This is a genomic window from Pelagibius sp. (assembly GCF_028289705.1).
Taxonomy (GTDB): Bacteria; Pseudomonadota; Alphaproteobacteria; order Kiloniellales; family Kiloniellaceae; genus Pelagibius.
Genome location: NZ_JANQOI010000056.1, coordinates 19292 through 42356, shown reverse-complemented (window position 1 = coordinate 42356; position 23065 = coordinate 19292). Strand labels below are relative to the sequence as shown.

The window sequence follows — 23065 nt, the reverse complement described above, 5'->3', positions numbered from 1 at the left end:
TCAGCCGCGGGTTTGCTCGATGCATGGCACTGATTGAACGCTCAATCGACACCGAGATCGCGGACGTTTCTTTACCGGTTCGCAGGACGATTTTGTGTGTCGGAAGCGTGGCGCTGCGGTCGCCTGTTCGGAACGCGAGATGAGTTGCCAAGGCCATGAGGGGATTTCACCGCAGCGTGTCTTTGTTGATTATCGATGATATTTATTCACCTTTCGGTAGCACGCAAGGATGCATTTGATTGGAGGACCGATCGGGACGCAGATTGCCGTGCACAGTCTGTTGATCTTCGCATTTTGTCGGGAACGCTGTGGGCTGCGGCGGACATGCGCCGGGCCTTGAGCAAGCGCTTGCTCTCTTTTGCTGTGGGCCCTTGCACGATAGTCTGTGCGCCGGTGAGAGTGCTGGATTGAGGAGTCGTTGTGCAGCAGGGGTCGGGCGGACCCGCGATCTATTGGGTGGTGGGCAACGGAACGGATGTCGGCAAGACGACCGTCGCGACGGCCCTGATCAAGGTCTTGAATGCGCGTGGGCAGAGGACCATCGGGTTCAAACCCTATGCCGCCTCGCTGCTGTTCTCCATCGTCGACTTTATGGTCGAGAAGTACCCCCTGACGCCGTGCAAGTTGTTCGGCAACGACGCCTGGGAACTGACCGCGGCCTCGCCCTTGACGGGGCCGGAGATGATCGATCTCGTCGTGCCGGTGCAACTGCTGTGCTATCCCAACTGGCAAAGCGCCATCCTGGTCAGGAGCGGCTCGCTCCTGCTCGACAACGTCGAGTACTTCTGCAGCGACAACGGCGCCGCGCTGAGCGAGCGCACTGACTTTCAGGCCCTGGCCCGCGTAACCGGCCTTCCTTTGGGGGAGGCTGTGGTGCGGGACGGGCTCGGCCTCGACGAGGCGGCACGCCTCGCGCCGGAGAAACCGAAGCAGGCCTTCACCCGCCTGTTGGACCTCGGTGTCGATGCGGTGGTCTGCGAGGGCGCCGGCGGATGGTTACCGGTCTGGCAGGACTGTCCGGCGGCCAATCATGTCCTGGAGGTCGCCGATGGCCGGGTGCTGTTCTGTCCCGATCTGAACTTCAGCCTTCCGTTCGACCCGACGAGCGCGGGCCAGGGCCGGGAGAGTCTGTCCACTGCGCTGAACGCTCCTGATCGGCCGACGGTCTCCTCACCGCTTTACCTGGCCGAAGCCGGGCGCCGCGCCGAGATGGCACAGCGCATCGTCAAAGGGCTTCTCGCCAAGGCCTCGTAGCAGAGTTAGGGCCGCAGAGACAGAGCCACAGAGACAGATCAGAGCGGGTGGAAGCGGTGTCCGCGCATCGGCATCGACGGTCCAAGGCGTGTTGAAGCCGAGCCACCCGGGGAGGCCGAACAGCCAAATTGTCACCAAGGCAATGTTCCTCTTGAGGCGGCTAAGTGACGATGCGAACGTCCCGGCTCGCAGAGAATCAAAGTAAATGTGCGCCTTGGAGTCTCCCGCATGGCAACATCGCGGACGGGGACCGGGATCTCGCTGGCTCTGGTGTGTTTGTGCATCCTCGGCACGATGCCGGTCATCTCAAACAGCCGCCCCGATGGCTTCGGTGCGCTTGGCTTCGCTTTCCTGCTCTCTGTCTGGCAGACCGTCTTCGCCGTTCCTTTGCTCGTTCGGGAGCTGCGCTCCGATAACAAAGGACTGTTCGCCGCGTCCCTGACCGTTCGGGAGAAGCGCCGTGCCGGCGCCATCACTCTGGTGACGGGCGCGATGTTCGGACTGTCGACCTATCTTTACGTGTTCGGGGTCGAGAAAGCCGGCGCCGTCAGTGCGGCCATCGCGATGCAGGCCTACCCTCTCTTCGCCATCCTCTGGGAGACGCTGTTCCTGAAGCGCCGCAAGACCGTGACCGAGCTTCTGCTGACGGCGCTGTTGATTGCCGCTCTCTATTATCTCGGCACCGGCGGGACCTGGACGATCGAGGGCTTTTCGCCCTGGTTCTTTGTTGCGCTGGGGGTTCCCTTCCTTTGGAGCATCGCCCACGTGATCATCAAGGAGGAACTGGGGCGCACGCCCATCACGCCGGCCCAGGTGACATTCTTCCGCGTCGCGGTTTCTGCCGTTCTGCTTGGCGCCGTTCTCGCCGCAGTCGATCCGGCGAACCTGCCGGCCGCGGTCCTGAGGTGGGACTTCCAGTTCGCGGCTGCGGTCATGGGGTTAGTCTATTACTTGGAACTGATCGTCTGGTTCTATGCCGTTCGCCACATCGACGTTTCGCTTGCCAGTTCCATCACCACACCCTGGCCGGCGCTTACCATGGTTCTTGCTGTGGTCTTTCTCGGCGACCGGGTCGCGGCCCACCAGATCGGCGCGTTCCTTGTCGTCGCCGCGTGCATCTACGGCCTGATGGTCGCCGGGTTGCGCAAAGACAGGGCCCGGGCAGCCTGAACCATCACGCTGGGCCTAGCGCAGGACCCGCTCCAGCACCACGTGGGGGCCGATGGGGGGCAGGTCGAAGATGTCGCCGACGCGGCTGAAGCCCTGGGCGACATAGAAAGGCTCCACCGTCGTGCGGCCGTTGCACCAGAGCAGGCCGGGCGGGTCGTCCGGGTTCTGCTGAGCCGTCGCATAGTCGATCAGCCCCTTGAGCAGCAGCGCACCGAAGCCTCTGCCCTGGTATGCCGGGTCCACCGCCATGCCGCGAATGCGCCAGGCGTTGCCGGCGCTGCTCTCCGGCGGCGCCTCATGGAAGACCGAGGCGATGCCGAGGATCGGGCCGTCACCCTCCCGGTAGCCCAGGTGCAGGGTGCCCGGCGCCTCGTCCAGCGGATAGCGGCAGGCGGAGAGCGGCTGGTTGGGCCGCAACACGCGGTGACGCAGGTCAAGGCAGTCGTCGGCCGAGATTGGCTGGACGGGGGCTTCGAAGCGTATCTCTTTTGGCATCAGAAACTGACCGAATCTGGCTCTGGTGCTTCCCAGGGTGCAGGCGTAGGTTTCGGCAGACAAGGGGCTCGCGTCAACGCCTTTTCCCGCGGATCTCAGCGCCGCCGTTGCAGGCGGCGTTTGGCGCGTTCCGGGCCGAGGCCGGCGAAGGGCCCCAATGCGAATGAGCTTCTGGCAGAGAGGAACCGAGGCAATGCTGGTGGGTGTGCCCAAGGAAGTGAAGAACCACGAATACCGGGTCGGCCTGGTGCCGGCTTCGGTGCGTGAATTGGTTCACCATGGCCACAAGGTGGTTGTCGAGACCAATGCGGGCCTCGGCATCGGGCTCAGCGACGCGGACTATCAGGCGGCCGGGGCGGAGATCCTGCCCGATGCCGATGCGGTCTTCGCGACAGCGGAGATGATCGTCAAGGTGAAGGAGCCGCAGCCGGCGGAGTACGCCCGCCTGCGCGAGGGGCAGTTGCTTTTCACCTATCTGCATCTGGCGCCCGACCTGCCGCAGACCCAGGGGCTGGTGGACTCCGGCTGCATCGCCGTCGCCTATGAAACGGTGACCAGCGCCCGCGGCGGCCTGCCGCTGTTGGCACCCATGAGCGAGGTCGCCGGGCGCATGTCGATCCAGGTGGGCGCCCATTGCCTGGAGAAGGAACAGGGCGGCTCCGGCATGCTGCTGGGCGGCGTGCCCGGCGTGGCGGCGGCCCGGGTGGTCATCATCGGCGGCGGCGTCTCGGGCACCAATGCCGCGCGCATGGCCATGGGCATGGAGGCCCATGTGACGGTCATCGACCGCTCCTTGGAGCGGCTCTACGAACTGGACATGCAGTTCGGACCGATGCTGAACACCATCTATTCGACGGTGGACTCCATCGAGCGCCATGTCATCGACGCCGATCTGGTGGTGGGGGCGGTGCTCGTTCCCGGCGCCGCCGCGCCCAAGCTGGTGACGCGGGACATGGTGCGCCAGATGCGCCCGGGCTCGGTCCTGGTGGACATCGCCATCGACCAGGGCGGCTGCTTCGAGACCTCCAAGGGCACGACCCACGATGCCCCCACCTATGTGGAGGAGGGGGTGGTGCACTACTGCGTCACCAACATGCCCGGCGCCGTGGCGCGCACCTCCACTTTCGCCCTCAACAACGCGACCCTGCCGTTCACCCTGGCCCTGGCCAACAAGGGCCATCGCCGCGCTCTGGCCGAGGATGCCCACCTGAAACAGGGGCTCAACGTGGCCAGCGGCAAGATCACTTACAAGGCCGTCGCGGAGGCCCATGGCTTCGATTACGTCCCGGCCGAGGAGGCGTTGGGTCTTTAGGGTCGACTTGGCGGTGACGCCCCGGCCCCGGGCCCGCTATTCTGGGCCCCCGGCGATTGCTGCCGGCTGAGCTGGAGGGGGAGGGCGCGTCATGGGCTGCTGTCATCACTATTTCGAGCCGACGGAGGGTGGCGATCTGGCCTTCTCCGTCGACGTCTCCTCCGTCACCTTCGGGCGCGGTTGCCTTGCGGAGGCGGGGGAGGTCGCCCGGGCGCTCGGCATCCGCCGCATCGCTCTGATGACTGACAAGGTTCTGCGCGGCCTCGACTTCTTCGAGACGGTGGAGAGGGCCCTTGCAACTGCCGGCATCGACACGGTGGTCTACGACGAGGTGCGCGTCGAGCCCACCGATGTCTCCTTTCAGGACGCCGCCGCCTTCGCCCGCGAGAGCAAGGTCGACGGCTTCCTCTCCCTCGGCGGCGGCTCGGTCATCGACACCGCCAAGGCGGCCAATCTCTACGCCAGCCATCCGGCGGACTTTCTTACCTACGTCAACGCCCCCATCGGCGCGGGCCAGCCGGTGCCGGGACCACTCAGGCCGCACATCGCCTGCCCGACCACTTCGGGCACCGGCAGCGAGTGCACCGGCATCGCCGTTTTCGATCTGCTGGCGATGAAGGCGAAGACCGGCATTGTCTCCCGGGAGCTGCGGCCGCAGCGGGCCCTGATCGACCCGGACGTCACCGCCAGCCTGCCGGCGAACGTCGTCGCCGCCAGCGGCTTCGACGTCCTGAGCCACGCGCTGGAGTCCTACACCGCCCGGCCCTACACGCAGCGCAGGGCCCCGGCGAACGCCAGCCAGCGGCCCATGAGCCAGGGCGCCAATCCCTGGAGCGACCTGGGCTGCCGGGAGGCCTTGCGGCTTCTGGGCGCCTACTTCCCCCGCGCGGTGGCCGATGCCGGCGACCGGGAAGCGCGGGAGCAGGTGATGTGGGCGGCGACCCTGGCCGGCATCGCCTTCGGCAACGCGGGCTGCCATGCGCCTCACGGCATGGCCTATTCCGTCGCCGGCCTGGTGAAGGACTATCAGCCCGCCGGCTATCCCGACGACGCGCCGCTGATTCCCCACGGCATGTCGGTGATCGTCAATGCGCCCTCGGTCTTCCGCGTCACCGCGCCGGCCTGTCCCGACCGTCATCTGGAGGCCTCCGGACTCTTAGGCGCCAACGGCCGCGGCGCCGGCGAGACGGACGCTGGGGAGGTGCTCGGCGGGCGGATCGTCGATCTGATGAAAGAGACCGGCATGCCCAACGGGCTGAGCGGCGTCGGCTATGGCGAGGCCGATCTGGCGGCGCTGACCGAAGGCGCTTACCCGCAGCGCCGGCTGCTGGAGAACGCGCCGCTGGACATCACCCGCGACGGCCTCACCGCGCTCTACCGCGATGCCCTGGCCTATTGGTAGGCCAGCGGAGAAGCCCGGAATTCCGCCGTTTTCGACCCGGCTAATGGGCACTCTGGCCTCACAGGTGACAGCCAACTGGGTCTAGCTCCCCGCCAGTGGCGGGGATTACACTGCCTGCTAATGAAACCGCATCAACGCCTAACCTAGGAAAGATGGGCCCATGAACGTCATTCCGCCGATCCCCAATTCGCTCGAGCAGCATTGGATGCCGTTTACCTCAAACCGCCACTTCAAGGCGAACCCGCGCATCCTGACCGGCGCCCAGGGCATGTACTACACCACCGATCACGGCGACCAGGTGATCGACGGTTCGGCCGGGCTGTTCTGCGTGGCCGCCGGCCATGGCCGGCGCGAGATCGCCGAGGCGGTCAACGAGGCGCTGACCAAGATGGATTACGCGCCGCCCTTCCAGTACGGGCATCCGGCGTCCTTCGAGATGGCCCGCCGTCTGGCACAGGTGACGCCCGGGGACCTGAACCACTTCTTCTTCTCCAACTCCGGATCGGAAGCGGTGGAGACGGCGCTGAAGATCGCCCTGTCCTATCACAAGTGCAAAGGCGAGGGGCAGCGGCTGCGCATGGTCGGCCGCGAGCGCGCCTATCACGGCGTCAACTTCGGCGGCCTGACCGTGGCCGGCATCCTCAACAACAAAAAGGCCTTCGGGCTCGGTCTGCCCGGCGCCTGCCACATGCGTCACACCCATCTGCCGGAGCATGACTATGTGCAGGGTCAGCCGGAGACGGGCGCGGAGCTGGCCGACGACCTGCAGCGCTTCGTCGACCTGCACGGCGGCGATTCCATCGCCTGCTGCATCGTCGAGCCCATCGCCGGATCCACCGGCGTGCTGGTGCCGCCCCAGGGCTATCTGAAGCGCCTGCGGGAGATCTGCGATGCCCACGGCATCCTACTGATCTTCGACGAAGTGATCTGCGGCTTCGGGCGCACCGGCAAACAGTTCGGCGCCGATGCCTTCGATGTGGTGCCGGACATGATCACCATGGCCAAGGCGCTGACCAACGGCGTGGTGCCCATGGGTGCCGTCGCCTGCCGCGACCACATCTACGAGACGATCACCGAAGCCACCGCCGGGAACGGGATCGAGCTGTTCCACGGCTACACCTACTCCGGCTGTCCGGTCGCATCGGCGGCGGGTCTCGCCACCCGCAACATCTTCGAAGACGAAGACCTGGTGGGGAACGCCGCGAAGATGACCCCGAAGTTCCAGGAGGCGCTGTTCTCCCTGCGGGACCTGCCGGTGGTCACCAACATCCGCGGCTACGGTCTGCTCGGCGGCGTCGACCTGGCCCCGGCGGAGGCGCCGGGCGCCCGCGGCCTGCAGGCGACCCAGGACTTCTACGACGCCGGCCTCATCGTCAAGATGACCGGTGACTGCGCCCTGGTCTCGCCGCCGCTGATCTGCAACGACGACCACATCGATGAGATCTTCGGCAAGATGCGCACGGTGCTGACGCGGCACTGACCGCCCGGTCACAGCGCGCGACGCGTTTCACGAGCGGGAAGGGACGGCAGCGTCCTTTCCCGCTTCGTCTTTCCGAAAGCCAGCTTTTTCTTTGCGGTTCAGCAGCGCGGGCGTTGCCCGTCTGCCCGGCGGCGGTAGTCGATGACTCCGCCACGACCGTCGATTTGGATGGTGCAGCAGCGCAGCAGGGCGTCCTTCAACTTCTGGCGGCCGCGCTGGACCCGCGATTTCATGCCGGAGACCGAGAGGCCCAAGCGCCGGGCCGCCGCCGCCTGGGTCATGCCTTCGATCTCAGTGAGCATGAGGGCTTCGCCGTAACGCTCCGGCAGGCTGCGGATCAGGGGAACCAGGCAACGGGCGAGCTGATCCGGGGCGGCCGCTTCGTCGTCGTCTTCGCTTGCCGGCTGCATCGCCTCTTCGCCCTCGGCTTCAGCCAGGGCCCGGCGCTCGCTGGCGCGGCGGCGGTGGTGGTCGGCGACGGCGTTGGCCGCGACCTTCAGCGCCCAGGCGATGGGATTCCTGGCTTGCCGCAAATCCTCCTGATGTTGCACCAGACGGAGCAGGATTGCCGCCACCAGATCGTCCACCGAAGCCGGATCGACGCGGCGGCGTACGTAGCCGCGCAGCCGGCCTTCGAAGTCGATCCAGGCTTCGGTGGTGAGGGACAGGGACGCCGTCATGGGGGAGCGAGCCTCGCTATGCTCCGACGCTTTCCATGCGCTTCGGCCCCGTGCAGCAGGTCTTGCCGAGAGAGTCGGCGGCGGTGGCGGGATTGTCGTCGGTCACGCGATACCACTCCCAGCGCAGGCCATCGGGCTCCCGCGACCAGACCTTATCCTGGGTGGCATGGCAACAGGTGTCGTCGCGTTTGACCTCGTCGACGATCCCTGCCGCGGTCAGACGCTCCAAGGCGGTGTCGATCTGAGCTGCCTCTAGCACCTCGACCCCCAGATGGTGCAGACGTTGCTCCGCCTCCGGGTTCTCGAACAGCACCAGCTTCAGCGGCGGTTCGGCAACCACGAAGTTGGCGTAGTCGCTGCGCCGCTTGTGGGGCGCGACGCCGAACAGCTTGGTGTAGTAGGTGACTGCCTGATCGATATCCCGCACGTTCAGGGCCAATTGAAGACGCATGGTTTCACTCCTTTGGATGGATGCTTTGCCCTGTTAGACGCCGCTGTGGGCAAAAGGACGCAAAAATCCCAGCACAGGCAGATTTGTTCCCTCAAAAAACATTATAAAACAGAGTTATAAGTTCTGGTTCTAATGTCAAAAGTCAAATTCAGAAGTTCTCCATAATCCACTTCCGCGATGGTTCGCGGATGCCGGGGCTTGAGCGGTCAGGGGCGGCCCCCTAAGCTATTTTCGCATAGACGGGAGGGTTTTGGAGCCGATGCGGGACTTCATCTTCCCTGTCCGCCACGACGGGGATCTCGGCCTACAGGCGCAGCTTCGCAGGCAACTGATCGACGCCATCGTCGACGGCCGGCTGTCGGGCAGCGACCCGCTGCCGTCCTGCCGCCGCTTGGCGCAGTCCCTGGGCGTCTCCCGCAACACCGTGGTGCTGGCCTATCAGGCCCTGGCCGACGAGGGGTTGCTGATCTCCCGCGAGCGGGTCGGCTACTTCGTCAACACCGACATGGCGTTCGACCAGATCGAAACCAAGAGCAGCTATCCCGAACTGGAAGCTGGGCAGTCCGTCGACTGGTGGAACCGCCTGCGCCTGCGTCCCTCGGAACTGGTGAATGTGGAGAAGCCCCGCAACTGGCGGCGCTACCCCTATCCCTTCATCTACGGCCAGCCGGACCAGACGCTGTTTCCGGTCTCCACCTGGCGCATGTGCTCCCGCCAGGCCCTGGGGATCGAGGCCATCGAGAGCTGGACCAAGGACAACTTCAACGAGGACGATCCCCGGCTGATCGAGGAGATCCGCACCCGTGTTCTGCCGCGGCGCGGCATCAAGGCCGCCCCCTCGGAGATCCTGATCACTCTCGGCGCCCAGAACGCGCTCTACCTCATCGCCGAACTGCTCGCCGGCCCGGGCAAGACCCTGGCGGTGGAGAACCCGGGCTATGTCGACACCCGCAATATCTTCGCGCTGAACGGCACCCAGTTACGGCCCATCCCGGTGGACCGGGAGGGGATCGTGGTCGATCAGCGCCTGGACGGCTGCGCCTGCGTCTACGTGACGCCCAGCCACCAGTCGCCGACCACGGTGACCCTGCCGCTGGAGCGCCGCATTGCGTTGTTGGAACGGGCCCAGCGCTCCGACTTCATCGTCATCGAGGACGACTACGAGGCGGAGGCCAACTTCCTCCACGCGCCGACCACCGCCCTGAAGGCCATGGACCGCTCCGGCCGGGTGGTCTACATCGGCAGCTTCTCGAAGTATCTCGGCCCGGGCCTGCGCATGGGTTACATGGTCGCCGCCGAGGAATTCATCCAGGAGGCGCGCATGCTGCGCCGCCTGATGCTGCGCCACCCTGCCACCAACAACCAGCGCACCATGGCCCTGTTCATCGCCGGCGGACACTACGACGCCCTGGTGCACCGCCTGCAGCGCGACTTCCGCAGCCGTTGGGAGATCATGGGCGAGGGCCTGGCGAGGTTCCTGCCGGACTTCGCGCCGCGCCCCTCCTGCGGCGGCACCAGTTTCTGGTTGGAGGGACCCAAGAGCCTGGACACCGACGTCCTGGCCGCCGATGCGCTGAAGGAGGGGATCGTGATCGAACCCGGCTCCCTCCACTTCCTCTCCAAGAAGCCGCCGCGGAACTTCATGCGGCTCGGCTTCTCCTCGATGGTTCCGAAGCGTATCGCGCCGGGCCTGGAAGCGCTCAGCAGACTGATCGATCGCGGGCCGGGAAAACCGGAGTAGGCGGGACTTGGTGCCGGCTGGCGGTCAGCCGTTCATCACGCGGTCGATCTGGTCCTGGTCCAGGGTATCCATGTTGCCGTTGATGATCGAGGAGGCGACATCGACGAAGCTCTGCAGCTTACGGGTTATGCCGGTGATGCCTTCCTGCAGCGGGCCTTCTTCACCGGCTTCAACGAGGGCCCCGATCTTCGGCAGGCCGCTGGCGATCATCCCGTTCATCTGATCGATGGTCGCATCGAAGGCCTGGCGGTAATTGGCCGGGGCGTTCTCGTAGGCCATGATCGCCAACTCGGCATCGGAAAAGCAGCTGTCCCGGAAGTGATCGGCATAGCTCTTGGGCTGCCACTCCAGGCAGTCCTCGAAGCACTCCGGCATGGACGCGACCATCTCCAGCAGCATGATGATCTCGTTGAAGTGGTTCAGGTAATCCGTGGCCAGCAGGGTGTTCTCGTTGATGTTCTTGCCGCGGACCAGCAGGCGGTAGGTGCGGGTGAAGCCGGCGGACTTGCTCTCATCGCCGGCCGTCTCCTCCCTTCCGCCCTCAGTGGCGAGGCTCTCTGTCTCTGACGCTGACATACTCTGATCCAATCCTGCGCCGGCAGGGGCGCCACGGACCCCAATCCTTCCTGCCTTGAGCCTGCAATTGAACCACGAATTCGGTTTATGTTTCCTTTCCACCGAAGCTTTGTTAAAGAAAATCAAATATTTGAGGGTTCAAACGAGCCCGCATGGGCGCGGACGGCCGGGGTCCTCCTGGGCGACCTAGAAGAAAACCTCCGCCGAGCCGTATTCGTCGATGTTGGTGTAGAATAGGGTCACTTCCTCTGCCTCGCCGATGTCGGCGACGGCGTGGAGCAGGGCCCAAAGGCCGACCTCATCCTCCTCCCAGGAGACCGCGGCGTTGGGCTCGGCCGCGTGGTTGCAGAAGGTCAGGGCGCCGAAAGCCAGAAAGCAGTCGTGGCTGTCTTCCTTGCCGAAGGCGGCGGGGTCCGCGAAGTAGTAGGCAAAGACCCCGGTCTGGTCGAGCAGGGGGCGCTCGGCGGCGGGCAGCCGTACCGCCGCGGCCCGTTCGATCAGCGTGCCCTCGGCAATCGGCTGGCTGGCCAGGACGCCGCGGCCCTTGCCGGGCACCGTCCCAATTCTCACCATCGTTCCCCCCTCGGTTGCAGAACCAATGGTGGCACAGGCACCAGCGAATGCAAAATCTCATGCATCCGCGCCGGCCTTGCGGGGCGTCGCGCCTGCCATTAGTCTCGCCTTCCGCCGGGGCGCCGGTCCCGGCAGTCCAGGCAGCAGCAATTCATCCAACAGCGCGAGTGATCTTCGATGACCAAGGTTGCCTTCATCGGGCTTGGAGTCATGGGCTTTCCCATGGCCGGACATCTGGCCGCGGCCGGCCATGCGGTGACGGTCTACAATCGCACCGCGGCGAAAGCCGAAGACTGGGTCGCCAAGCACGGCGGTGCCGCCGCGCCGACGCCGCGGGCCGCCGCGGAGGGCGCGGAGATCGTGTTCTCCTGTGTCGGCAACGACGACGACCTGCGCAGCGTGCTCCTGGGCGACGACGGCGCCTTCGCCGGCATGGGCGAGGGCAGCATCCTGGTCGACAGCACCACAGCCTCGGCGGCGGTGGCGCGGGAGTTGGCGGCGCAGGGCGGCGCGCGCGGCATCGCCTTCATCGATGCCCCGGTCTCCGGTGGTCAGGCGGGTGCCGAGAACGGCGTTCTGACGGTGATGTGCGGCGGCGATGAAGCCGCTTTCGCGCGCGCCCAGCCGGTGATCGACGCCTTCGCCCGCGCGGTGACCCTCATGGGTCCGGTGGGCGCCGGACAGCTCACCAAGATGGTGAACCAGATCTGCATCGCCGGCCTGCTGCAGGGCTTGGCGGAGGGCATGAACTTCGGCCAGAAGGCCGGCCTCGAGATGGACAAGGTGATCGACGTGATCTCCAAGGGCGCGGCCCAATCCTGGCAGATGGACAACCGCGCCTCGACCATGTGCAAGGGAGAGTTCGATTTCGGCTTCGCCGTCGACTGGATGCGCAAGGACCTCGGCATCTGCCTGGAGGAGGCCAAGACCAACGGCGCCCGCCTGCCGGTGACCGCCCTGGTGGATCAGCTCTACGCCCAGGTCCAGGCCCGCGGCGGCCGGCGCTGGGACACCTCCAGCCTGATGCACCTGGTGGCCAACGACTGAACCCGGCCGTCATGCCAACCTGAGTCGCCGCGACGCGGGGAGGGCGCTTGTCGATGCCCGTCGAGAGTTTCGCGCTACAGGCCGTGATCGCCGGCGTCTTCGCGACGGTGATCCTCGACCTCTGGCAGCGGCTGCTGTGCGCCGCCGCCGGCATCCCGCCCGCGGACTGGGGCCTCATCGGGCGCTGGTTCGTCTACATCCCCAAGGGCCGCCTGATTCACCGGCCGATTGCGGAGACTCCGGCAGTGCCCGGCGAGGCGGCCATCGGCTGGACCATGCATTACCTGATCGGCATCGGATACGGCTTCGCCTATCTGGGACTGATGGTCTTCGTGCTGGAGCGACCGCCGTCGTTGCTGAGCGGCCTGGCCTTCGGTGCCGCCTCCGTGGTGATCCCCTGGTTCATTATGCAGCCCGGCCTGGGGGCCGGCGTCATGGCCCGCCACGCGCCCAAGCCATGGGTGCCGCGCCTCAACGCCCTGGCCAGCCACGTGATCTATGGCGGCGCACTGTTCGCCGGGGCCTGGGTCGCGGGGCTGGCGGGCTAGACCCGGCGCTCGGCGATGCCCTCCAGAACCTTCTTGGCCTCCCGGAGCTGGCGTTCGCGGATCCTGAGAGCCCTCTCTGCGTTGTTGCTGCTCACTGCGGCTTTCGGCATGGGCGCCGGCGCGTTGGCAAACGAGACGCGCCATCTCTGCGAGCCGGCGGGCGGCCGTCCCGATCAACCCAGCGGCGGCGCTGCGGTTCTCCACCGTCTGGACCGGGCGCCGCAGCGCCTGAACGACGGTTGGGCGGTCTCAACCCTCAAGGCGCAAGGGGTCGATCCGAGACCACTGGAGGCGATGCTCAAGGCCGTCGAATCCGGCCGGTTCACGAAGCTTGACAGCATCCTGATCGCCCGCCACGGCACACTCGTGCTGGAAGCCTACTTCAACGGTTTCGACCATGAGACCAAGCACGACACCCGCTCGTCCTTCAAGAGCATCACCTCGGCCCTTGCCGGCATCGCCCTGGACAAAGGCGTGGTTGCGAACATCGACGCGCCGATTGCCGGCTACTTCCCGGACTACTGGCCCGGGATCGAGGAGAGCGCGGAGAAGAAGCGCCGCATCACCCTTGCGCATCTGCTGACCATGACACCGGGCTTTCACGCGGAGGAGAGCTGGGGCATCGGCCCTTTCCGCGAAAACGATATGTGGGAGTCGGACGACTGGCTGCGCTACACCCTCGACCTGCCGATGGCCGGGGAGCCGGGGTCGTACTTCTCCTACAGTTCCTCGACGACTTTCTTGATCGGCCAGGTCGTCGCGCGCGCGGCCGCGGAACCCCTGCCGGCCTTCGCCAAGCGGGAGCTCTTTGACCCCCTCGGTATGACGGACTACTGCTGGACACTGACCGCCAAGGGGCGCGCCGTGGCCCAGGGCAGCTTCTTCATGCGCCCAAGGGACATGGCGAAGTTCGGTCAACTCTTCCTGGACGGCGGCGTCTGGCGCGGCAGGCGGATCCTCTCGGAGGCCTGGGTCAGGACCGCAACGCGGCGCCACGTCGAAGCCGGCCATCCGCGGCGGCAGTCACCCGGTCCAAGCCCCTCCGGTTATGGCTATCATTGGTGGACCACGGCCCCGCGTCCCGGCGAGGACCCCCGGACCGCTCACTCCTTCGCCTCGGGCAACGGCGGTCAGAAGATCTTCGTTTTCCCGAAGCTCGATCTGGTCGTGGTCTTTAACGGCAGTCACTACAACCGCAGGCTCGGCCACCAACAGCCTCGCCAAATCCTGACCGACTTCATCCTTCCGGCGGTGCTGGATTAGGTGCTTTCATCGGCGCTCAGTACTGCCTGTCACCCACCACGCTCTTCGCGTTTCACCGCCTGCCAGAGGTCTTCCAGGGCGTCGAGGCTTTGGTCCTCGGCGCGCCGGCCGGTATCGGCCAGCTTCGATTCCATGGCGCGGAAGCGGCGCTCGAACTTGGCGTTGGTGCGGCGGAGAGCCGATTCCGGATCGATCTTCAGGTGGCGGGCGAGGTTGACCACCACGAACAGCAGGTCGCCGACTTCGTCTTCCAGCCGGTCCGGATCGTGGCCCTGGTCCATCGCTTCCTTGATCTCCGCAATCTCCTCTTCGATCTTCTCGAAGACCGGGGTGGCGCCGGGCCAGTCGAAGCGCACCCGCGCGGCGCGCTTCTGCAGTTTCTCCGCGCGCAGCAGAGCGGGCAGGGCGGCCGTCACGCCGTCCAGGGCGGAAACGGGGGCACCGCCGTTGGCGGCGGCTTTGGCCGCGCGCTCCTGCGCCTTCTGCTCTTCCCAGGTGACCTTCACGTCCTCGGCCGTGTCGGCCCGGTGGTCGTCGAAGACATGGGGATGGCGGCTGATCATCTTCTCGCCGATGGCCGCGGCCACGTCGGCGAAGACGAAGTGCCCGGCCTCCTCGGCCATGCGGGCGTGGAACACCACCTGCAGCAGCAAATCGCCCAGCTCGTCCTTCAGGGCCGCCATGTCGTTCTGCTCGATGGCGTCGGCGACCTCATAGGCCTCCTCGATGGTATAGGGCGCGATGGTGGCGAAGTTCTGCTTCACGTCCCAGGGGCAGCCGCCCTCCGGGTCGCGCAACTGCGCCATGATGGCCAGCAGCCGGTCGATGCTGGGAAGTTCGGGGGACGGGGTCTTGCTCATGGCCGGGAGACTACCCAAAGCCCGGCCCGGCAGCCAGAGCCTGGAGTGGGAAAGGGCCAATTAACCGACTGCAAAGGAATCTGCGATAGCTCTGATCGGGAACGGTAAATCCCCGCACTTCAGGCCTCGATGGACCGATTTTTCAGCCACATCTCGCAAGATCTCTACGACTACTGGCGTGCGCTTTCGCAGCGGTGCGGCGGCATCCCCCAGCGCGACGACCTGGACCCGGCGGAGATCCCCAGCCTGCTGCCCTTCGTCTTCATCGTCGAAAAGCTGCCTGAGGACGGCCGTTACCGGTTTCGCCTCTCGGGCACCGCGATCCGTGAGATCATGGGCTGGAAAACACCGGCCGGCACCTCGACGAACTCCTGGAGGGCGACGACCTGCGCTACGTCACCGAGATGTTCGATCAGGTGCTCTCCCAGAAGGTTTGCCTGCGCTCCGTCGAGGGCCTGACCTATGCCGACCAGAGCCGGATGCGCGTCGAGATCCTGCGCATGCCCTTCACCGACAAGGCGGGAGCCTGCCGTTTCCTGGTCGGCTGCCTGTCCTGCGTCGAGCGCGGCTGCGGGGACGGCCGCAACGCCGCTTCCTGCATGATCTTCGGGCAACAGGTGGTGCGGATTGAAAACGATCTGGTCCCCCGGGAAATCTTCTAAGCCTTGAATCAGCGCGCTGCGGCAGCCCGCCAGAAGGGGGCTGCCGCAGGGGACTGCGCCGGGGCGTTGAAGGCCTATCCGTCATCCCGCCGGGCTGACGCAATAGCTCTCGTATTCGTTGGCCTCGCTCCACTCCTCGACCTCGTCGTGGTCGTCGAGGGTGATGGAGAACTGGCAGATGCCCGAATAGTTCGAGGTATAGCAGCCGTTGGGGATGCCCTGGGTGATCAGCATCTTCCCGTTGGCCGGGATGTTGCCGATCACGTTGGCGGGCGCGGCGCCGGCATTGGGAAAGCTCGGCGTCCACTGGAAGCTGCCGCTGTCGCTGTTGCCGAGGTTGTGGATCCAGAAGCGGATATCTTCCGGCGTTCCGCCGGAGTTTTTCTTCAGGCAGTAGCTGTGGGTCGGAAAGCCTTCGGGCAGGTTGTTGGGGTTGTTGTAGTAGGGGATGACCACCAGGTTGGCCAGTTCGCTGGGGGTCTTCGGGCCCGGCTTGATCTGGTCGCCGCCATAGGTCTTCACCAGCGGACGGGCGGCCGGCTTGGCCTGGAGGCGGCCTTCGCGGGGCGGCTTGGCGGGCTTGACCATCAGCAACTGCGCCGGGGCCTGGCGGGCCTGGTCGCGCAGCGACTGGGCGGCGCTGTCGTGGCTGAGGGCGCCGCTGGCTGCGACGGCGGCGAAAGCGGCCAGGGCGGCCATGGAAAGGGGGCTCTTGCGCATGGGTTTGATCCTTTCGGCGAACTCCGATAAGCATCGGAGCGGGTTGCATCGCCCTGTCGGTCGTGCCGCCCGGTCAAGAGGTTCAATCGTGAAGCGCGGTTCCGAAATGCCCGATGACCCAACGACGCTGAGGATCGAGGCCGTCATCTTCGATCTCGACGGCACCCTGGTGGATTCCCTTCCGGACATCCACGCCGCCGCCAACCGGCTGCTCGGCGAACGCGGCCACGGCCCGCTCGCCCCGGCAGAGGTGAGGGGCTTCGTCGGCAACGGGATGGGCGTTCTGGTGGAGCGCTTGCTGGCCGCGGCCGGCGAGGCGGCGGGGCCGGATGACCTGGCGGCCGCGCAGGCCCGCTATGGCGACCTCTACGACGCGGCGCCCTCGGAGCGCTCGTCTCTCTACCCCGGGGTCCGGGCCGCGCTGGAGCGCCTGCAGGGGCGGGGACTGGCGCTCGGCGTCTGCACCAACAAGCCCGAAACCCCGGCCCGCCAGATCCTGGCCGATCTTGGCATTGCCGGTTGCTTGCCTGTCCTCGTCGGCGGCGACAGCCTGCCGCAGCGCAAGCCCGATCCGGCCCCGCTATACCATGCCGCCGCAGGACTAGACGTGGCGACGGACGCCGTCCTCTATGTCGGCGACAGCGAGGTCGATGCCGCTACCGCCCAGGCTGCCGGGGTCCGTTTTGCGCTCCATACCGAGGGCTATCGCAAGACCCCGGTGGCGAAGATCCACCACGATCTGCGTTTTGAGGAATTCGCGCGGCTCCCGGCGCTGGTCGACGCTCTGTCGCACGGCCGGCTGTCGCGGGAGGCGGCGCGGGAGTCCGCCGCCGACTGAGCGCCGAAACCCCTGCTCCCTATCGCGGCGCGCGGCCTGAGGGCTATACTCAACGCTTCTTCGGGAGCCCCTCTGGGGGAGGAGGTAGCATGAAGGCGGGCACGGCCGTGCCGGATCGCCTGGCGGCCCGCCGTGGCGCGGGCCTCTTCCTGGTCGCCCTGGTTCTCATTCTCGTCGCAAGCGACCTTCGCGCCCAGACCCGGACGGTCACCGTTGAGGCGGCGGAGTTCCTGGTCTCGGTGGGAGACGGGCAGGGCAGCGCACACACCATTGCCGCCGACGTCGTGCCCTTCCTGCCCAACCGCGCCTGCTTTGGCTGGCGCCTGAAGCTGACCGACGCCCCGGCGGTGATCCGCTACCGGGAGGTTCTGCAGCTTCCCAAGGCACCGGCGTTCTGGAGCGGCGAGAACGACGAGTACAGCACGCACCGCTTTTCCGCCGACCGCACCACCGCCATCACCGAAGCCTTCGCCCCGCTGGACGACGGCTGGATCGGCAACGACTGGTGCATCGCCGAGGGCGACCCTCTCGGCCCGCACTCCATCGAAGTCTTCATCGAAGAGCGGCTGGCCCGACGCTTCGAGTTCGAGGTCCGTGAGCCCTAAGCGCTAATAACCGCTGACCCCGGCGACCTCGCAGTCGCCCCGCGTGTAGCTCTGTTGAACCCTGCACTGCTCAGTCAAATCAACGTAGAGCGAGCCCCGACAGGACTTGAGACGAATACGCGCCCGATAATCCGGCTCGGCACCAGACGTGGGACCCGGCGGTGGAGAGGTGAAATGGATACCCCTGATATCGCCTTCGGCCACTTCAAGCTCTGAAAGAAGCTTGTTCACGCTTTCCGCACAGGCATGCTTGGGGGAAGCAATATCGCTACCGCCCAGGCACTTGCCGCCGGGGTCGCAATTGTAGAGCGATGCAAGGTAGCGGCCGATGTCGTCCTTCTCGCTCAACAGGTCCGCCGCTTCCTTGCGGATGCCGGCGCAGGCGGCGCCGTAAAAGCCGTCGCCGGTGGTCACCGCCATGCCCTTGCGGCCGTAGGGCGAAAGGGACGCCAGGTTGCCCAGTTCCGTTGCGGCGGCGTAATCGCTGCAGATGGCCGTGGCCTTGGACATGTAGCCGAGGTACCACTCGAACTTCTGGGAATCACTCCACTGCGGATTGGGTCCGGTTCCCGGCAGCGTGCCCGCCTGTGCGGCCGTCCCACAAAAAAGGCCGACAGCCAAAGCCGCAGCCGAAAGAAATTGTCGCATCCAAAGCTCCCTGCTTACGCAACCCCAAGAGATATCGTTGCCGAAGAGACTAACGCATCGGAGGAGGCCGGTGCAACGCGAGGGTGAGGTTTCAGCGCTAAATTCGCCAATGCTTAAAGAACATGGTGACCAGCGGCGGGTGGGGGCGCCGTCCAGACGGCGAGTTGGACAGCGTGGTCCGGCCCGACGCCATCACGGCCTCCGGACAGACCGCATCACGTCATGGAGCTGCTGCGTGGTGCCGTGGAGCAAGACTAAGCAGATCACGGGCCTGCGGCCGCAATCGGTTTGCAAAGCCTGAGGTCCGAACGGATGCGGGCCGGGCTGGGGACAACCGGAAAGGCGCCCACGGACGGCACCCAAGCGGCATCAATAATGCGCATAATGTATATTATGGAAAATATTGTGAGATGGTTAAGGGGAGGGCGTTTCCGCACACATCTTCATGAGGTTCGGCAATTCAAGGCGGTAAACAGCAGCCGATACGCGAAATCGGCGCTGGCCTTCCCGATCGCAAGCGCAACGCAAGGCACCGGCTTCGATTTGTATCGTACGGACGTACGGATCTTCTGGAGCTGGTCTTGGAGCCGGACATCTCTTTGACCCTTCAGTCAGCCCGAAACGACAAAGGGCCGCGAACTGCGGCCCTTTGGGGTCTGCCCGGATGTCTTGGCCCCGATGTCTAGCTCCGGCCATCTGCGGTGCGCCGCAACCTGGCCGCTGGGAGCTTTTGGGGCTCCCGGCTCCGCCGGCGGCCGTTAAGCCGCGACGGAGGTCCGGTTGTCGTTGGCGCCGTCGTCGTCGCTGGCGGCGAAGGACTGGGTCCGGGCGCTCTGCTGGGCCAGCATGGCCTGCAGGTAGGCTTCGCGCTGCGGGCGCGGATCGTGGCCGCGGGCCACCGCGCCGATGTCGCCGCGGCAGAGGCCGATGTCGTCCAGCTCGCGGTCGCTCATGGCGTTCAGGGTCTCATAGATGCGCCGGTAAGCCAGGTACTTGTTGACGTTTCCGGCGACCGCGCGGAACGCGCCGCCAATGGCGGAAACGGCATTCACGATGTGCTCGGCAGCGGCCTGCGAGCGCATGATCTGGGCACGGACGATGGGGTCCTGGATGCTGTCGAATTGGGTGGTGTTCATCGTATTCTTCCTCAAAAAATGGCTGCCCTCGGTGATCGGAGGCAGCAACTTCAACAAGGAGCCCGCGGTGCCTTCTGTCTCGCTATCTCGGGTAAGGCCGGGCGCTCCCGACAGGACAAATATGGGGGTGGGAATGGTCCGGCGACAGCGCCAATGTTGCGCTGCAGCATTGCACGAAACGCATGGCAGGTTGAGATAGGATTAACGCCTGATTAACAAAAGCTTAGCATAGAGCGATAAGTGCACGTATGAAGCTTCTGGACCGTTCCTGATTGGTATGACCACTAGCCCTGATGGGCGGCAATCTTGTAGATGTCCCGGACCTGCTTGGCCATCAGGCGCTCCGGCTCCGCGGGCACCTCGAAACCGAATTCGCGGTAAAGCTCATGGGCGTCCGCCGTGGCCAGCATCCAGCGGCGCAGACCCTGCAGGGCCGGGTGTTCCATAATGCAGGCGACGAGCCAGCGGCCAAGCCCCCGGCCGCGGACGGACTCCAGCACGAAGACGTCGCAGAGCCAGGCGAAGGTCGCCCGGTCGGTGACGATCCGGGCATAGCCCAGTTGCCCCTCCGGCCCATAGAGCCCGAAGTTCAGGGAGCCGTCGATGGCCCGCTCAAGGGTTTCACGCGGGATCTCCTCGGACCAATAGGCGGTTTTCAGGAATCCGTGGATGAGCGGCAGGTCCAGGCGGGCGGGATCGGTGCTGATCTCGTAGCCGTCCCGGCGCCACTGCTCCACCATCGATCGCATCTCCTGTTCCGCAGGCCGTCGCTCTTCACTCGACTGAAACGGCGCGCGGAGTTCGCTGCGGCTGTTCATGCCGCAGCCTGCCGCCAGGTCCGGCACCGTCTCTCGGGGAGCGACTGTCCTGTCCGCCGATCTTAATTGGCGCTTTACCGCTTGTCGCACTATAATCGGCGGTAAACGGGGAAAAATACCGAAATAACAACACGTTCAGGGACCAGCTTTATGTTGTTCGGATTTCGTGTTGGGGCCGCATTCATGGTCCCTGTCGTCCTCCTTATTCTGCTGGCAGGCACCGGCGCGGCCGAGGTCGCGGTCTATGAGGCGCCGGCGGCGCCCAGCGTTGCAGCGCTGAAGGAGACCCCTTCCCTCGCCCCCATGGTCAATGCCGGCCAGCTTCCCAAGGTGGAGGATCGCCTGCCCAAGGTCCCGCGCATGTCGGTCAGTGGGCCGCGGCTCTCCGTGGGTCGGCACGGCGGCGAACTGCGCATGCTGGTGACCCGCGACAAGGACGTGCGTCTGCTGAACGTCTACGGCTACGCGCGGCTGGTGGGCTACAACGAAGACCTCGAAGTCGAACCGGACATCCTCGAGCGCCTGGAGGTCGAAGACGGGCGCATCTTCACCTTCACGCTGCGCGAAGGCCACCGCTGGTCCGACGGCCACCCCTTCACCTCGGAGGACTTCCGCTACTTCTGGGAGGATGTGGCCAACAACGAGGCGCTCAGCCCCAGCGGGCCGCCACAGGTTCTGCGGGTCGACGGCGAGCTGCCGGAGGTGGAATTCCCCGATGCCGTCACCATCCGCTACATCTGGTCGAAACCGAACCCCTTTCTGATCCCCGCGTTGGCTGGCGCCCGGCCGCTGGACCTGTTCCGCCCGGCCCACTACCTGAAGCGCTTTCACCCCGCCCACGGGGACCAGGAAGAGATCGACCAGGCGGTGGAGGCGGCGGGTGCGCGCAACTGGGCGCAGCTCCATAACCGGGTCGGCAACATGTACAAGGCGACCAACCCGGATCTGCCGACGCTGCAGCCCTGGTTCAATGCAGTGAAACCGCCCTCGACCCGCTTCATCGCCGAACGCAATCCCTTCTACCACCGCATCGATGCCTCCGGTCAGCAGTTGCCCTACGCGGACCGGGTGGTGCTCTCGGTGGTCGGCGGCTCCCTGGTGCCGGCGAAGACCAGCGCGGGCGAGTCCGACCTGCAGTCGCGCGGCCTCAACTTCTCGGACTACACCTTCCTGAAGGCTGCCGAGGAGCGCAGCGGCTTCAACGTCCGTCTTTGGAAGACGGTGCGCGGCTCCCAGCTTGCGCTCTATCCGAACATGAACGTCAACGATCCGGTCTGGCGCGAGCTCAATCGCGATGCCCGGTTTCGGCAGGCGCTCTCCCTGGGCATCAACCGCAGCGAAATCAACCAGGTCATCTACTACGGCCTGACCTTGGAGGGGAACAACTCGATCCTGCCGGACAGCCCGCTCTACAAGGAGGATTACCGCCTCGCCTGGTCGGAGTTCGATCCCGACAAGGCCAACGAGCTTTTGGACTCGCTGGGGCTGGAGAAGCGCAACGATGCCGGCATCCGCCTGCTGCCCGACGGCCGGCCCATGGAGATCATCGTCGAGACCGCGGGCGAGAACACCGAGGAAGTGGATGTGCTGGAGCTGATCGGCGATTCCTGGAAGCAGATCGGTGTCAAGCTGTTCACCAAGCCGTCGCAGCGCGAGGTGCTGCGCAACCGGATCTTCGCCGGCGAGACCATGATGGCCATGTGGTTCGGCTACGAGAACGGCATCCCCACGCCCTACACCAGCCCCGAGGAGTTCGTGCCGATCCACCAGCAGAGCTACCACTGGCCGAAGTGGGGTCAGTACGCCGAGACCAACGGCCAGGCCGGCGAGCCGGTGGACATGGACAAACCCATGCAGCTCATGGCGCTCTACAAGGACTGGATCGAGGCAAGGTCGAGGGAAGAGAAGGTTGCGGCCTGGGAGAAGATCCTCCAGATCCATGCCGAGGAGGTCTATACCATCGGCCTGGTGGCCCAGGTGCCGCAGCCGGTGACCGTCGCCACCGCCCTGCGCAACGTGCCCGAGGAGGGCATCTACAACTGGGACCCCGGGGCCCAGTTCGGCATCTACCGGCCCGAGCGCTTCTGGTTCGACCGCTAGGCGGGTCTCCCTTCGCCGGCTCGCGCAGCCGCTTCTTCGCTGGTCTCGACGGGCACGAACTCGAACTGGACGAGGTCGTCCCATTGGGCGGCCCAGCGCTCCAGCAGCGCCGGATCCTCGCAGCGCATGAGCTGAAAGCACCGCCGGCCTCCGCGCTCGACCCAGCTATCGATGTAGTCGAGACCCGGCGGCAGCATGCGCCCGCGCTCGGCAAAGCGCGCGTAGACCGCCTCGCGGCAGCCGTTCCTGAAGGTTTCGATCACCATGAAGAGCATGGCCGGCCTCCTGCGCTGACCGCGCAATCATCATAGGTAAGGGAAGGACGCCGCCAGGGGCATGAGCATTCAAGCTAAACGATCTTCGCGAACATGCCGATGGCGAACACAAGAGCGACTGTGCCGATGAATACGACTACCGCACCAACGAGCCACCTCCGAAGCAACAGTCCTCTTGGCGTGAGGAGCGATGTGTACAGGACCACGTTGAGCGGGGCGACGCGCAGCCAACCCGTTATGGCACCCGGAACGGTATTGAAGGGTATCAAGAGCAATGTCACGACCACTACGCACCACGCACAAAAACCGACGACCAACAAGAGCACAAAGAAGCCGACGGACATCTGTCCGGGGAGATCGAGGCTTTTGACGATTGTTACCCATTCCTCCATTGCATGCCGCTCTTTTCCG

At 65.6% G+C, this 23065-nt stretch carries 26 protein-coding genes; 14 read left to right on the top strand and 12 right to left on the bottom strand.

Translation table 11 applies throughout. From position 1 onward, the window contains the following. The first annotated feature begins 420 nt into the window (after positions 1 to 420). Both Q0996_RS06870 and Q0996_RS06865 read left to right on the top strand, forming a co-directional pair. Positions 421 to 1254 (top strand): hypothetical protein, encoded by an 834-nt coding sequence (locus Q0996_RS06870; protein WP_299617057.1) that lies wholly within the window; start codon positions 421 to 423, stop codon positions 1252 to 1254. Between the two features lie 228 nt (positions 1255 to 1482). Continuing rightward, the gene (locus Q0996_RS06865; protein WP_299617056.1) at positions 1483 to 2424 is read left to right on the top strand and encodes a DMT family transporter; all 942 of its coding nucleotides are present in this window, start codon (positions 1483 to 1485) and stop codon (positions 2422 to 2424) included. A gap of 15 nt (positions 2425 to 2439) precedes the next feature. Here Q0996_RS06865 and Q0996_RS06860 read toward each other — a convergent pair whose 3' ends face one another. Continuing rightward, positions 2440 to 2919: a GNAT family N-acetyltransferase gene (locus Q0996_RS06860; protein ID WP_299617055.1), complete on the bottom strand. Its 480-nt coding sequence runs from the start codon at positions 2917 to 2919 to the stop codon at positions 2440 to 2442. A 193-nt stretch (positions 2920 to 3112) separates the two neighbouring features. On the opposite strand from Q0996_RS06860, the gene ald reads away from it, so the two are divergent. The 3 genes from ald (at position 3113) to Q0996_RS06845 (ending at position 7113) form a co-directional block, all read left to right on the top strand. Continuing rightward, on the top strand, positions 3113 to 4231 hold the full coding sequence (ald, locus tag Q0996_RS06855; protein WP_299617148.1) for an alanine dehydrogenase: 1119 nt from the start codon (positions 3113 to 3115) through the stop codon (positions 4229 to 4231). A gap of 91 nt (positions 4232 to 4322) precedes the next feature. Then, entirely contained in the window at positions 4323 to 5633 is a 1311-nt protein-coding gene (locus Q0996_RS06850; RefSeq protein ID WP_299617054.1) for a hydroxyacid-oxoacid transhydrogenase, read from the top strand. Between the two features lie 160 nt (positions 5634 to 5793). After that, the gene (locus Q0996_RS06845; RefSeq protein ID WP_299617053.1) at positions 5794 to 7113 is read left to right on the top strand and encodes an aminotransferase class III-fold pyridoxal phosphate-dependent enzyme; all 1320 of its coding nucleotides are present in this window, start codon (positions 5794 to 5796) and stop codon (positions 7111 to 7113) included. Between the two features lie 98 nt (positions 7114 to 7211). On the opposite strand, the gene Q0996_RS06840 is transcribed toward Q0996_RS06845, so the two are convergent. Together Q0996_RS06840 and Q0996_RS06835 are read right to left on the bottom strand one after the other, a co-directional pair. Further along, positions 7212 to 7793: a sigma-70 family RNA polymerase sigma factor gene (locus Q0996_RS06840; RefSeq protein WP_299617052.1), complete on the bottom strand. Its 582-nt coding sequence runs from the start codon at positions 7791 to 7793 to the stop codon at positions 7212 to 7214. A 16-nt stretch (positions 7794 to 7809) separates the two neighbouring features. Further along, a complete protein-coding gene (locus Q0996_RS06835) occupies positions 7810 to 8244 on the bottom strand; it encodes an ArsI/CadI family heavy metal resistance metalloenzyme (RefSeq protein ID WP_299617051.1) in 435 nt (144 codons plus the stop codon). Positions 8245 to 8503: 259 nt separating this feature from the next. Between Q0996_RS06835 and Q0996_RS06830 the strand changes: the two genes are divergently transcribed. Beyond that, positions 8504 to 9985 carry a PLP-dependent aminotransferase family protein gene (locus Q0996_RS06830; RefSeq protein WP_299617050.1) on the top strand — a complete coding sequence of 494 codons (1482 nt, stop codon included), beginning with the start codon at positions 8504 to 8506 and terminating at the stop codon, positions 9983 to 9985. Positions 9986 to 10009: 24 nt separating this feature from the next. Here Q0996_RS06830 and Q0996_RS06825 read toward each other — a convergent pair whose 3' ends face one another. Then, on the bottom strand, positions 10010 to 10561 hold the full coding sequence (locus Q0996_RS06825; protein WP_299617049.1) for a hypothetical protein: 552 nt from the start codon (positions 10559 to 10561) through the stop codon (positions 10010 to 10012). A gap of 186 nt (positions 10562 to 10747) precedes the next feature. Continuing rightward, positions 10748 to 11134: an SET domain-containing protein-lysine N-methyltransferase gene (locus tag Q0996_RS06820; protein ID WP_299617048.1), complete on the bottom strand. Its 387-nt coding sequence runs from the start codon at positions 11132 to 11134 to the stop codon at positions 10748 to 10750. Between the two features lie 177 nt (positions 11135 to 11311). On the opposite strand from Q0996_RS06820, the gene Q0996_RS06815 reads away from it, so the two are divergent. The 3 genes from Q0996_RS06815 (at position 11312) to Q0996_RS06805 (ending at position 13992) form a co-directional block, all read left to right on the top strand. Next, on the top strand, positions 11312 to 12181 hold the full coding sequence (locus Q0996_RS06815; protein ID WP_299617047.1) for an NAD(P)-dependent oxidoreductase: 870 nt from the start codon (positions 11312 to 11314) through the stop codon (positions 12179 to 12181). 53 nt (positions 12182 to 12234) lie between these two features. Further along, entirely contained in the window at positions 12235 to 12729 is a 495-nt protein-coding gene (locus tag Q0996_RS06810) for a DUF2938 family protein (protein WP_299617046.1), read from the top strand. An 81-nt stretch (positions 12730 to 12810) separates the two neighbouring features. Continuing rightward, positions 12811 to 13992, top strand: coding sequence for a serine hydrolase (locus Q0996_RS06805; RefSeq protein ID WP_299617045.1), 1182 nt, complete (start codon positions 12811 to 12813; stop codon positions 13990 to 13992). 29 nt (positions 13993 to 14021) lie between these two features. Here the strand turns inward: Q0996_RS06805 and mazG are convergent, their stop codons facing one another. Then, on the bottom strand, positions 14022 to 14852 hold the full coding sequence (gene mazG / locus Q0996_RS06800) for a nucleoside triphosphate pyrophosphohydrolase (RefSeq protein ID WP_299617044.1): 831 nt from the start codon (positions 14850 to 14852) through the stop codon (positions 14022 to 14024). 129 nt (positions 14853 to 14981) lie between these two features. Between mazG and Q0996_RS25530 the strand changes: the two genes are divergently transcribed. Both Q0996_RS25530 and Q0996_RS06795 read left to right on the top strand, forming a co-directional pair. Then, positions 14982 to 15311: a PAS domain-containing protein gene (locus Q0996_RS25530; RefSeq protein WP_367575660.1), complete on the top strand. Its 330-nt coding sequence runs from the start codon at positions 14982 to 14984 to the stop codon at positions 15309 to 15311. Beyond that, positions 15257 to 15514, top strand: a complete 258-nt coding sequence (locus Q0996_RS06795; protein ID WP_299617043.1) for a hypothetical protein — start codon at positions 15257 to 15259, stop codon at positions 15512 to 15514. Before Q0996_RS25530 ends, Q0996_RS06795 begins: the two co-directional genes overlap by 55 nt. 81 nt (positions 15515 to 15595) lie before the next feature. Here the strand turns inward: Q0996_RS06795 and Q0996_RS06790 are convergent, their stop codons facing one another. Then, complete coding sequence (locus tag Q0996_RS06790) at positions 15596 to 16234, bottom strand: hypothetical protein (RefSeq protein WP_299617042.1); 639 nt, start codon at positions 16232 to 16234, stop codon at positions 15596 to 15598. A gap of 88 nt (positions 16235 to 16322) precedes the next feature. Between Q0996_RS06790 and gph the strand changes: the two genes are divergently transcribed. Together gph and Q0996_RS06780 are read left to right on the top strand one after the other, a co-directional pair. Continuing rightward, on the top strand, positions 16323 to 17072 hold the full coding sequence (gene gph, locus Q0996_RS06785; RefSeq protein ID WP_299617041.1) for a phosphoglycolate phosphatase: 750 nt from the start codon (positions 16323 to 16325) through the stop codon (positions 17070 to 17072). Positions 17073 to 17161: 89 nt separating this feature from the next. After that, the gene (locus tag Q0996_RS06780; RefSeq protein WP_299617040.1) at positions 17162 to 17677 is read left to right on the top strand and encodes a hypothetical protein; all 516 of its coding nucleotides are present in this window, start codon (positions 17162 to 17164) and stop codon (positions 17675 to 17677) included. Between the two features lie 3 nt (positions 17678 to 17680). On the opposite strand, the gene Q0996_RS06775 is transcribed toward Q0996_RS06780, so the two are convergent. From Q0996_RS06775 to Q0996_RS06765, 3 genes are all read right to left on the bottom strand, one after another. Further along, a complete protein-coding gene (locus Q0996_RS06775; protein ID WP_299617039.1) occupies positions 17681 to 18325 on the bottom strand; it encodes a hypothetical protein in 645 nt (214 codons plus the stop codon). 758 nt (positions 18326 to 19083) lie between these two features. Then, positions 19084 to 19461 (bottom strand): DUF1127 domain-containing protein, encoded by a 378-nt coding sequence (locus Q0996_RS06770; RefSeq protein WP_299617038.1) that lies wholly within the window; start codon positions 19459 to 19461, stop codon positions 19084 to 19086. Positions 19462 to 19745: 284 nt separating this feature from the next. After that, positions 19746 to 20279, bottom strand: coding sequence for a GNAT family N-acetyltransferase (locus Q0996_RS06765; protein ID WP_299617037.1), 534 nt, complete (start codon positions 20277 to 20279; stop codon positions 19746 to 19748). A 183-nt stretch (positions 20280 to 20462) separates the two neighbouring features. On the opposite strand from Q0996_RS06765, the gene Q0996_RS06760 reads away from it, so the two are divergent. Then, positions 20463 to 22379, top strand: coding sequence for an ABC transporter substrate-binding protein (locus tag Q0996_RS06760; RefSeq protein WP_299617036.1), 1917 nt, complete (start codon positions 20463 to 20465; stop codon positions 22377 to 22379). Here Q0996_RS06760 and Q0996_RS06755 read toward each other — a convergent pair. Then, positions 22376 to 22654 carry a DUF3303 domain-containing protein gene (locus tag Q0996_RS06755; RefSeq protein WP_299617035.1) on the bottom strand — a complete coding sequence of 93 codons (279 nt, stop codon included), beginning with the start codon at positions 22652 to 22654 and terminating at the stop codon, positions 22376 to 22378. The genes Q0996_RS06760 and Q0996_RS06755 overlap by 4 nt on opposite strands. A gap of 74 nt (positions 22655 to 22728) precedes the next feature. Beyond that, positions 22729 to 23046: a hypothetical protein gene (locus tag Q0996_RS06750; RefSeq protein ID WP_299617034.1), complete on the bottom strand. Its 318-nt coding sequence runs from the start codon at positions 23044 to 23046 to the stop codon at positions 22729 to 22731. Positions 23047 to 23065 lie beyond the last annotated feature (19 nt).

What these genes read in the sequence shown, in the direction of transcription:
- Q0996_RS06865 (WP_299617056.1), top strand. Translation starts at nt 1,483, where the DNA reads ATGGCAACATCGCGGACGGGGACCGGGATCTCGCTGGCTCTGGTGTGT.
- Q0996_RS06860 (WP_299617055.1), bottom strand. Translation starts at nt 2,919, where the DNA reads ATGCCAAAAGAGATACGCTTCGAAGCCCCCGTCCAGCCAATCTCGGCC.
- ald (WP_299617148.1), top strand. Translation starts at nt 3,113, where the DNA reads ATGCTGGTGGGTGTGCCCAAGGAAGTGAAGAACCACGAATACCGGGTC.
- Q0996_RS06850 (WP_299617054.1), top strand. Translation starts at nt 4,323, where the DNA reads ATGGGCTGCTGTCATCACTATTTCGAGCCGACGGAGGGTGGCGATCTG.
- Q0996_RS06845 (WP_299617053.1), top strand. Translation starts at nt 5,794, where the DNA reads ATGAACGTCATTCCGCCGATCCCCAATTCGCTCGAGCAGCATTGGATG.
- Q0996_RS06840 (WP_299617052.1), bottom strand. Translation starts at nt 7,793, where the DNA reads ATGACGGCGTCCCTGTCCCTCACCACCGAAGCCTGGATCGACTTCGAA.
- Q0996_RS06835 (WP_299617051.1), bottom strand. Translation starts at nt 8,244, where the DNA reads ATGCGTCTTCAATTGGCCCTGAACGTGCGGGATATCGATCAGGCAGTC.
- Q0996_RS06830 (WP_299617050.1), top strand. Translation starts at nt 8,504, where the DNA reads ATGCGGGACTTCATCTTCCCTGTCCGCCACGACGGGGATCTCGGCCTA.
- Q0996_RS06825 (WP_299617049.1), bottom strand. Translation starts at nt 10,561, where the DNA reads ATGTCAGCGTCAGAGACAGAGAGCCTCGCCACTGAGGGCGGAAGGGAG.
- Q0996_RS06820 (WP_299617048.1), bottom strand. Translation starts at nt 11,134, where the DNA reads ATGGTGAGAATTGGGACGGTGCCCGGCAAGGGCCGCGGCGTCCTGGCC.
- Q0996_RS06815 (WP_299617047.1), top strand. Translation starts at nt 11,312, where the DNA reads ATGACCAAGGTTGCCTTCATCGGGCTTGGAGTCATGGGCTTTCCCATG.
- Q0996_RS06810 (WP_299617046.1), top strand. Translation starts at nt 12,235, where the DNA reads ATGCCCGTCGAGAGTTTCGCGCTACAGGCCGTGATCGCCGGCGTCTTC.
- mazG (WP_299617044.1), bottom strand. Translation starts at nt 14,852, where the DNA reads ATGAGCAAGACCCCGTCCCCCGAACTTCCCAGCATCGACCGGCTGCTG.
- Q0996_RS25530 (WP_367575660.1), top strand. Translation starts at nt 14,982, where the DNA reads ATGGACCGATTTTTCAGCCACATCTCGCAAGATCTCTACGACTACTGG.
- Q0996_RS06795 (WP_299617043.1), top strand. Translation starts at nt 15,257, where the DNA reads ATGTTCGATCAGGTGCTCTCCCAGAAGGTTTGCCTGCGCTCCGTCGAG.
- Q0996_RS06790 (WP_299617042.1), bottom strand. Translation starts at nt 16,234, where the DNA reads ATGCGCAAGAGCCCCCTTTCCATGGCCGCCCTGGCCGCTTTCGCCGCC.
- Q0996_RS06780 (WP_299617040.1), top strand. Translation starts at nt 17,162, where the DNA reads ATGAAGGCGGGCACGGCCGTGCCGGATCGCCTGGCGGCCCGCCGTGGC.
- Q0996_RS06775 (WP_299617039.1), bottom strand. Translation starts at nt 18,325, where the DNA reads ATGCGACAATTTCTTTCGGCTGCGGCTTTGGCTGTCGGCCTTTTTTGT.
- Q0996_RS06770 (WP_299617038.1), bottom strand. Translation starts at nt 19,461, where the DNA reads ATGAACACCACCCAATTCGACAGCATCCAGGACCCCATCGTCCGTGCC.
- Q0996_RS06765 (WP_299617037.1), bottom strand. Translation starts at nt 20,279, where the DNA reads ATGAACAGCCGCAGCGAACTCCGCGCGCCGTTTCAGTCGAGTGAAGAG.
- Q0996_RS06760 (WP_299617036.1), top strand. Translation starts at nt 20,463, where the DNA reads ATGGTCCCTGTCGTCCTCCTTATTCTGCTGGCAGGCACCGGCGCGGCC.
- Q0996_RS06755 (WP_299617035.1), bottom strand. Translation starts at nt 22,654, where the DNA reads ATGCTCTTCATGGTGATCGAAACCTTCAGGAACGGCTGCCGCGAGGCG.
- Q0996_RS06750 (WP_299617034.1), bottom strand. Translation starts at nt 23,046, where the DNA reads ATGGAGGAATGGGTAACAATCGTCAAAAGCCTCGATCTCCCCGGACAG.